At 59.0% G+C, this 8042-nt stretch carries 7 protein-coding genes and 1 pseudogene; 3 read left to right on the forward strand and 5 right to left on the reverse strand.

Annotated features, from left to right (window positions below; translation table 11 throughout):
* A pseudogene (locus ACIREA_RS21175) lies at positions 1 to 275 on the reverse strand (PIG-L family deacetylase); the annotation flags it as partial.
* 247 nt (positions 276 to 522) lie between these two features.
* Between ACIREA_RS21175 and ACIREA_RS21180 the strand changes: the two are divergent.
* Genes ACIREA_RS21180 through ACIREA_RS21190 form a run of 3 tightly spaced genes read left to right on the forward strand, consistent with a single transcriptional unit; the run spans position 523 to position 4182 of the window.
* Positions 523 to 1017 carry a GatB/YqeY domain-containing protein gene (locus tag ACIREA_RS21180; protein ID WP_397384346.1) on the forward strand — a complete coding sequence of 165 codons (495 nt, stop codon included), beginning with the start codon at positions 523 to 525 and terminating at the stop codon, positions 1015 to 1017.
* Between the two features lie 48 nt (positions 1018 to 1065).
* Entirely contained in the window at positions 1066 to 1731 is a 666-nt protein-coding gene (gene ispD, locus ACIREA_RS21185) for a 2-C-methyl-D-erythritol 4-phosphate cytidylyltransferase (RefSeq protein WP_397384347.1), read from the forward strand.
* Positions 1732 to 1740: 9 nt separating this feature from the next.
* Positions 1741 to 4182: an MFS transporter gene (locus tag ACIREA_RS21190; RefSeq protein WP_397384348.1), complete on the forward strand. Its 2442-nt coding sequence runs from the start codon at positions 1741 to 1743 to the stop codon at positions 4180 to 4182.
* Here ACIREA_RS21190 and ACIREA_RS21195 read toward each other — a convergent pair.
* From ACIREA_RS21195 to ACIREA_RS21210, 4 genes are all read right to left on the reverse strand, one after another.
* Positions 4169 to 6898 carry a DEAD/DEAH box helicase gene (locus ACIREA_RS21195; RefSeq protein ID WP_397384349.1) on the reverse strand — a complete coding sequence of 910 codons (2730 nt, stop codon included), beginning with the start codon at positions 6896 to 6898 and terminating at the stop codon, positions 4169 to 4171. The genes ACIREA_RS21190 and ACIREA_RS21195 overlap by 14 nt on opposite strands.
* A gap of 32 nt (positions 6899 to 6930) precedes the next feature.
* Positions 6931 to 7299: a hypothetical protein gene (locus ACIREA_RS21200; protein ID WP_397384350.1), complete on the reverse strand. Its 369-nt coding sequence runs from the start codon at positions 7297 to 7299 to the stop codon at positions 6931 to 6933.
* On the reverse strand, positions 7296 to 7559 hold the full coding sequence (locus ACIREA_RS21205) for a hypothetical protein (RefSeq protein WP_397384351.1): 264 nt from the start codon (positions 7557 to 7559) through the stop codon (positions 7296 to 7298). The genes ACIREA_RS21200 and ACIREA_RS21205 overlap by 4 nt, the downstream gene beginning before the upstream one ends.
* Positions 7560 to 7588: 29 nt before the next feature.
* Positions 7589 to 8042 (reverse strand): MazG family protein (locus tag ACIREA_RS21210; RefSeq protein ID WP_397384352.1); only part of this gene is annotated, 454 nt, incomplete at its 5' end.

Genomic DNA, 8042 nt, shown 5'->3' on the forward strand with positions numbered 1-8042 from the left:
GCCTTGCGCTGCTCAATGAGGCGCACCTTCTGCATTTCCTCATCCGTGTAGGATTCATACGGGCCTTTGCGCGGGCTGCCCGCACCATCGGTGACCACCACGCCGCCGAACCACTGGGATTTGTGATGGAAGCACTCCGTGATCCCGTGATACGCGGCGATTTCCAAGTCGTCCTGATGGGAAACGATGCCCAGATGCGTCACGCGGCGCAGCGCGGTCCACGGTTCAGTTTCGTCAGGAATGTAAAGGTCGTGTTTAGGATGTCGAAATTGCACAGGAAGGTGACCATGCACGGCAAGGTGGAGAGTGCAAAGAGCATTCCACCCCCTTCGGCCGCCGCATTAGCACACGCACAATGGCAAAACATTTGTCACTTCGGCTTGGGTGTCGTTTCCGTCCTTTTTGTCTTTTTTGTCCTTCATGCCGGACTCCACGCTGTCGTAGGCCGCTTCATGCGCCAAGCCCTGGCCAAAGCCCCGCCGACCTCCTGCCTAACATCTGGACAAAGGCCCCTGCCACGCCATGATCGCCGCTCAATTCAACCAATCCAGCCGCCCCTTTCTCATGAGCTTCATTTCCCAAATTTCCGAAGACCTCAAAAATGCCATGCGTGCCAAGGACACCGTGGCCCTCAACGTCATCCGCAATCTGAAGTCCGCCCTCAAATACGCCGCCATCGAAAAACTCGGTGCGGATGGTGAACTCGGCGATACCGACGCCCTGGCCGTGGTGCGCAAGGAGATCAAGAAACTGCAGGATTCCGTGGATGGCGCCGAAAAAGCCGGTCGCCCTGAAGCTGTGGAAGCCGCCAAGGCCGAGATCGCCGTTTTGGAAAAATACCTCCCTGCCGCAATGAGCACGGAAGAACTGGGCAAACTCGTCGACACCGTCATCGCCGAACTCGGTGCCACCTCCAAGAAGGACATGGGCGGCGTGATGAAGGCGCTGCAGGAACGCGTTGCAGGCCGCGCCGACAGCAAGTCGATTTCCACCGAAGTCGCCAAACGTCTCGCCTAAACCGGTGACTGCCCCGCCGCGCACCGTTTCAATGATTCACCGGCTTTCATGACCTCCGCAATCATCGTTGCCGCAGGAAGCAGCCGGCGCATGGGCTTCAACAAGCTCCTCGCGCCTCTTTCCGGCGTGCCTGTGCTCAGGCGCACCTTGCATGCATTTCAAGCCTGCGAGATCATTGATGAGATCCTCGTGGTCACCAGCGAAGCCCTGCGGCCGGAGATCGAAGCCTGGCGCTCCAGCGGTCTCGGTAAAATCACCCAGATCATCATCGGCGGTGCGGAACGCCACCTCTCCGTGCATGCCGGTCTGCAGGCCTTGGATCCTGCCTGTGAGATCGTCGCGGTGCATGATGGCGCGCGCCCCCTCATCTCGGTGGCGCAGATCACCCGCTGCGTTGAGGCCGCACGCACGCAGGCCGCCGTCGCCTGTGCCCGCCCCATGACCGAGACCCTCAAGCGCTGCGACAGCACCGGCCGCATCATTGACTCCATTGATCGTGCGAACGCCTGGATCATGGAAACACCGCAGGTTTTTCAGCGTGAACTGCTCGTGCGAGCGTATGATGCTGTGGTGCGTGACGGACTGCTTGTGACTGACGAAGTTTCCGCCGTGCAGCACCTCGGCGAACCCGTCTTTGTCATCGAAAATTTTGAACTGAACCCCAAGATCACGTTCCCGGCAGACATTCTGCTGGCTCAGCGTTTTGTCGATTGAACGACACCCATGCTCGACTCCGCCGCCCTCGACAACGCACCGCATCTGCCACGCCGCAACTGGGCGTCCATTGTTCTCGTCCTGTTCGTGCAGGCGATGAATTCGTTCAGCGACAATTTTGTCAAAATGCTGCTGATCGCGCTGTCGATCATCATCGCCAAAGACTCATGGGTGGGCCGCCACATGGAGCTGTGGCTCGGGGCCATCTTCTCCCTGCCCTACATGATCTTCGCCCCCCTGGCCGGTTACTGGTCGGATCGCTTTTCCAAGCGCAAGGTCATTGTCTGGATGCAGGTCATGCAGATCATCTGCTTTGTGTGGCTGGCGCTGGCGCTGTGGATGAAGCGTGTGCCGGGCTCGCTCGAAATCAGTCTGGTCGGCTTCTTTGTGCTGGCCGTTCAGGCAGCTATTCTCAGCCCGGCCAAGATGGGCATCATGAAGGAGCTCGCAGGCTCACGCCGCCTCGGTCGCGTTTCGGGCTGGCTGCAGGTCACCATGCTCGCGGGCATTCTCGGCGGCATGTGGGCGGGTGGCATCTGGTATGGCACCGAGTATGAAAAAACGGGCGATGCCTGGATGTCCGCGCTCTGGCCGCTGATCATCATCAGCATCATGGGTATTTTTGAGCTGGTCGCCGCCATCTGCATCCAAAGCACGCCCTCGCACACCGAAGTCCACTGGCGCAAAGGCATGGCGCTGGAGCATTTCGAAAGCCTCAAGATTGTCTTCCGCCGCCGCTCCATCCGCCTCGCGGCTCTGGGAGTGACGTACTTCTGGTTCATCTCCAACGCGCTCAGTTTCATCCTCGTTACGCTGACGAAGGAGTTGCATCCCGACACCGGACATGGCGACGGCCCGATGGAACTCGCCAAGGTCGCCGGCATTCTCGGCATCGGCGTGATCAGCGGCAGCATCTTTGCCTCCCACGTCAGCCGCAATCGCATTGAGCTGGGACTGATTCCGCTGGGCGGCTTCGGGCTTGTAGCCGGACTGCTCTGGTCCGGGCTGGCCCCTCTGGGCAGCAGCTGGATGTATGCAGGCATCATCTTCACGGGCGCTGCAGGCGGCTGCTTCATGGTGCCACTCTATGCTTTCGCCCAGGACAAGGCGGAAAAGCATGAGAAGGCCCGTATCCACGCCGGCATGAACCTCATGGACTGCCTCGGCACGCTGGTGGCGGTGGGCATCGTCGGCCTGATGAAATGGATGGAACTGACTGCCTCCACTCAGTTCCTGCTGCTTGCCATCCCCACCTTTGCCGCCGCCGTTTACATCATGCGCCTGCTGCCCCAGGATCTGGTGCGATTCCTCATGCTGGCCGCCGTGCGCTTCACCTACAAGGTGAAGCCCGTGCACATGGAGCGCATTCCAGCCACCGGCGGAGTGCTGCTGCTGCCAAACCACGTCAGCTATGTGGATGCGCTCATCGTGGGCTCAGCCAGCCGCCGCCCCGTGCGCTTCGTCATGTGGGATGCACTCTACCATCTGTGGTGGCTGAAGTGGCTCATGCGCCTCATCGGCACCGTGCCGATTTCCGCCACACGCGCCAAGGATGCCATTCGTGCCGTGGCCGCTGCGCTCAAAGAGGGTGAGATCGTCTGTCTCTTCCCCGAAGGCCAGATCACCCGCCATGGCATGGTTAACGAACTGCTCAAAGGCTTCGAACTCATGGCCCGCCAGGGCGATGCCCAGGTGGTGCCCGTTTATCTCGACGGCCTCTATGGCAGCATCTTCTCCTTTCAGGGCGGCAAGTTCTTCACCAAGCGTCCCAAACACCTGCGCTATCCCGTGGAAGTGCATTTTGGAGAGGCTCAAAGCGCACGTGCCGCCACCACCGAGGTGATGCGCCATGCCATGCTCGCGCTGAGCAGCGAGGCATTCCTCAAACGCAAAAGCTGGAGCCACGCCGAGGCAGATACAGTCGCCTTCGCCAACGCCCTGCGTCTGGCTGAAATTGAATGGCATCACGCTGGCGATGTCTTCCTCAGCCTCGAACCCGAAGGCAGCATCATTCACCACACCGTCAAAGCGCTCACGCAGGTGATGCCCGGTACCAAGTTCATTGATCACGGACCCGAAGCCCACCCCACTCACATCGTCGCCTTCTGCACCCGCAGCACGCTGGGCAAGCTCACCGGCCAGGAGCGCCTCGTCTTCTGCCTCGACAGCGATCTGACTCCCCTGCCCCAGACCACCGCCCTGCGCGGTTACATTGATGCAGCCACCGGCATCCTCATCAGCACCGAAGTTCCCAATCCACCCATGCCGGCCAATGACAAGGACGAGCAGCTTGGCCGCAAAGCCGGTTCCCTCGGCCGCCTGCTGCCGGGCCTCGCCATCGAATCCACCACCGAGGGAGTGCGCATCAGCGGCCTGCTGCCAAATGACGACCGCAGCATCAGCATCCCCGCCGTGAAAATGGACGAGCAGGGATTCCTCACTCTGCCATGAACAGGGCCTGAATGTCGGACTGGGTGAGCTGGAGTTTGTCCGCACGCCCCGCGAGCAGTCCTTCCACCAACGCGGCCTTCTTCTGCTGCATCTTGACGATGCGCTCCTCGATGGTGTTTTCGCAGATGAGCTTGTGGACGAAGACAGGATTCTTCTGGCCGATGCGGTGCGCACGGTCGCTCGCCTGCGCCTCTGCCGCCGGATTCCACCAGGGATCGTAATGAATGACCGTGTCTGCGGTCGTCAGATTGATGCCCGCGCCACCCGCCTTGAGACTGATGAGGAACACCGGCACCTTGCCCGCCTGAAACTCCTGGATCGGTGTTTCGCGGTCCTTCGTGCTGCCAGTGAGCTTCACATAGCGCGTCCCGTCTTTCTTCAAGCGGGCCTCAATGATGGCGAGCATTTCCGTGAATTGCGAAAAGATGAGAATGCGGCGGCCTTCTTCGATGAGCTCGGGCAGCAGTTCATCCATGAGGAAGGCTGTTTTTGCGGAATCCGACACACCCTGCGCCGACTCCTGCTTCAACAACTGCGGATGACAGCAGACCTGCCGCAGCTTCAAAAGCGCATCCAAAACCACAATCTGGGATCGATCCAGCCCGTTCACCTCAATGGCTTCGCGCACACGCTTGTCCATCGCCGCACGGATCGTTTCATACAAATCCGTCTGCGCCTGGCCAAGTTCAATGCTGTGCAGGATCTCCGTCTTCGGCGGCAGCTCCTTGGCCACGGCATCTTTTGTGCGGCGCAACAGCAGCGGCTGGATGCGTGTGCTGAGCTGCCTCTGGCGCTCCGCATCGGCTTCACGCTCAATGGGATTGCGGTAATGCTGGCGGAAGGTGTCGGCATCGCTCAGCAGGCCGGGCATGAGGAAGTTAAAGAGGCTCCACAACTCGCCGAGGTGATTCTCCATCGGCGTTCCTGTGAGGCAAAGGCGGTGCTTGGCCTTCAATCCACTGCAGGTTTGCGCCGCGAGGCTCTTCGGATTCTTGATATTTTGAGCTTCATCCAGCGCAACGATATGCCACTCCTGCGCCTGCATGACATCAGCATCACGCACGAGGAGCGGGAAACTGGTGACGACGAGATCGTACTGCTTGAGGTGCTTGAAGTCGCTCTTGCGTGACTGCCCCTGCATGAGCAGCAGACTCAATGAAGGCGTGAATTTGATCGACTCATTGATCCAGTTCCGCAGCACGCTCGTCGGTGCCACGATGAGGCAGGGGTGCTTCATGCGTCCGCTTTCTTTCTCGATCAGGATGTGCGTGAGCGTCTGCAGCGTTTTGCCAAGGCCCATGTCATCGGCCAGAATGCCATGCAGGCCGAACTCGCGCAGGAACTGCATCCATGAGGCGCCCTCGCGCTGGTAATCACGCAGGCTGGCTTTCAAGGAAGCTGGAGGATCAATGAGGCCGATCTCGCGGAAGCTGCCAAGTTGCTGACTGAGTGCGGTCAGTTCTGCGGGCGCACGAATCGGCAGACCATCCAGCGTGGCGAGCTGTGCGGCGCGCAGTTTGTCGAGCTGGAGTTTGCCATCCTTGCGCACAGGTCGCGTGGCGAGGAGTTCGTCAAAGAAACGCAGCAGCACCACCAGCCGATGCGCTGGCACAGAGAGCACATCGCCTTGGTCACCGCCGAGTGAGAGCAGGAAGCGTTGATCGAGATTCTTTTCCAGCACAGCGGCGGTGAGGCCCTGATCAATGCAATCCACCAGCAGCGGCACCATCGAAATGCGACGCCCTTCGATTTCGACACCGAGATCGAGCGAGAACCATTCGCGCCCGTCCTGATCCCCCGCGAGATCCGTGAACCACGCATCTTCACCGGCATCATGGATTTGAAAGCCGATGTCCTCCGGCACCTCCACCCGCCAGCCAGACTCGCGCAGCTTGGGCACCTGGTCCTTGAGGAATTGCGACCAGAACAAAGCCTGATCACCCGCCACCGCCATGAAGCCCAGCGTGGACTCCGGAGCCTTGGCCCCTGGCAACGCTTCGGAGAAAGATTTGAAACCCAGGCCGGACAAGTCCGTCAGGAGCAGACGCTCCGAACGAAGATTGCGCACCAGAGTATGCCGCGTCTCGTTTTCATCCATCCACTGATGCGCCGGGCTGCGCACGAGCATTTCCAAGCGCAGCGGGCAGTCGTCGTATTCCGCGCAGGGCTGAATGAAGGCGATGCTGCGTGGCGCCCAGCCGCCGATGTTTCGCTTGGCCGTGATCTGCGGCATGTCCACGATCATGCGCCGCACCAGCAGGATGGGCTTGGGTTCTGACGGTGGCAGTTCGATCTCTTTCGGTTCCACCTGAGATTCCGAACCATCATCAGTGGCAACTGAAGTTTTTTCCCGCACACGCGCCATGGCTTCGATGCGTTTGCGTCCTTCTTCAAGATCGAGCATCAGCATCAGCGCCGCCGCATGCTGGCACAGCGTGCCCACCGCACAGGTGCAGTGGGAGGTCATCGCCATGCTGCCGTCTTCCCGCAGCCGCAGATGCGCTGTGACGGAGGCTGAATTGAACAAACCCGTGCCAATGCCCGCGATCAGCTCCACTTCATTCTCCGCACACACATGCACCCCCGCGAGGCCAATGTCCCCATGCTTGAGCAGCCGCCCGCCTTCCTCAATCTGCTGCCGCCGAAAGAGCCACAGCCACGATTTCGTGCGCACCTGCACCCAGAGTTTGGGAAATGAAAAATTGCCGAGATCCATCGAGTAATAATCAAAGAACTACATGCGCAAGGCTATGCATTCTTCGAGTTCGGGATCAACAGGGGGACCGAAAACTTGATTCGGGATTCGGACGTTTGCCCTTTTTCTGATTTGCCGGCACTGCCTAAACCAATAGCGCCAACATGAATGCCTATTCCACCTTTTGTTTCTGTTCCTTCCGCGACTGTCACAACGACATCAAAATTGATGCTCTGAACAGCACGACGAAATTGCCCCTTCTTATCTTCTGCATAGTAGCCATAGGGCCTGTCGTCTTTGCCATCAAATACAACGTCTCTTGGATTTACTGCTGCCCCTATGCCTGCAACAGCTTCGTCAGCCTCATTTATTCCGTGAGCGATCTGAACCAATGTCTCTTTGATGAATTGTTGTAGATTCATATTCTTTCCGCATCTCCTCGTAAATCATTTTCCTCTTCTATCCTGTATACATCTTCCATCGTAAAGGGACGAGTCCCTTCTGAAAATGAAATCTTATAATCAATTGAGCAGGCAATTCTCGATTTAAGCAAAGGCTGTTCGAGTTGTGGGATGCTAGTGATGGCATCGAGCAGCAGGTCCACTACCGCACATTTTTTGCGCCGAGCAGCGACCACTATTGCCGCATAGCTGTCGTCATCAAAATTGAACGTGATTTTCATGCACGACCATTGGTATTTTTCTAGAGCTGTCAAACCCCGCGCTTCACCTCATCCCACGCGGCATCCATCTGCTCCAGCGAGAGCTTGCCGAGTTCATGCCCCTGCTCGCGCAGATGCGTTTCCATGGCGTGAAAGCGGCGGGTGAATTTTTCATTCGCGGCTGCCAGGGCGGGCTCGGATTCGATGCCGAGTTTGCGGGCGAGATTGACGACGCTGAAGAGCAGATCGCCGAGTTCTTCTTCCATGTGCGCTTTATCACCAGAAGCGATGGCTTCTTCGAGTTCGGCGGCCTCTTCGCGGATCTTGGCAAAGACGGGCGTGGCATCCGGCCAGTCGAAGCCGACGCGTGCGGCTTTCTTTTGCAGCTTCTGCGCACGCATGAGGGCGGGCAGCCCATTGCCGGTGCCGTGCAGCAGGCCTTCGTGCTCCGTGCCTTTTTCGGTGCGCTTGATGGCATCCCATTGCTTCAGCACCGCATCGGAG

Origin of the sequence: Prosthecobacter sp. (assembly GCF_044373815.1) — a bacterium.
Lineage (GTDB): Bacteria > Verrucomicrobiota > Verrucomicrobiia > Verrucomicrobiales > Verrucomicrobiaceae > Prosthecobacter.

Excerpts from the sequence above, each read along its gene's own strand:
- ACIREA_RS21180 (WP_397384346.1), top strand. The coding sequence starts at position 523 with ATGATCGCCGCTCAATTCAACCAATCCAGCCGCCCCTTTCTCATGAGC.
- ispD (WP_397384347.1), top strand. The coding sequence starts at position 1,066 with ATGACCTCCGCAATCATCGTTGCCGCAGGAAGCAGCCGGCGCATGGGC.
- ACIREA_RS21190 (WP_397384348.1), top strand. The coding sequence starts at position 1,741 with ATGCTCGACTCCGCCGCCCTCGACAACGCACCGCATCTGCCACGCCGC.
- ACIREA_RS21195 (WP_397384349.1), bottom strand. The coding sequence starts at position 6,898 with ATGGATCTCGGCAATTTTTCATTTCCCAAACTCTGGGTGCAGGTGCGC.
- ACIREA_RS21200 (WP_397384350.1), bottom strand. The coding sequence starts at position 7,299 with ATGAATCTACAACAATTCATCAAAGAGACATTGGTTCAGATCGCTCAC.
- ACIREA_RS21205 (WP_397384351.1), bottom strand. The coding sequence starts at position 7,559 with ATGAAAATCACGTTCAATTTTGATGACGACAGCTATGCGGCAATAGTG.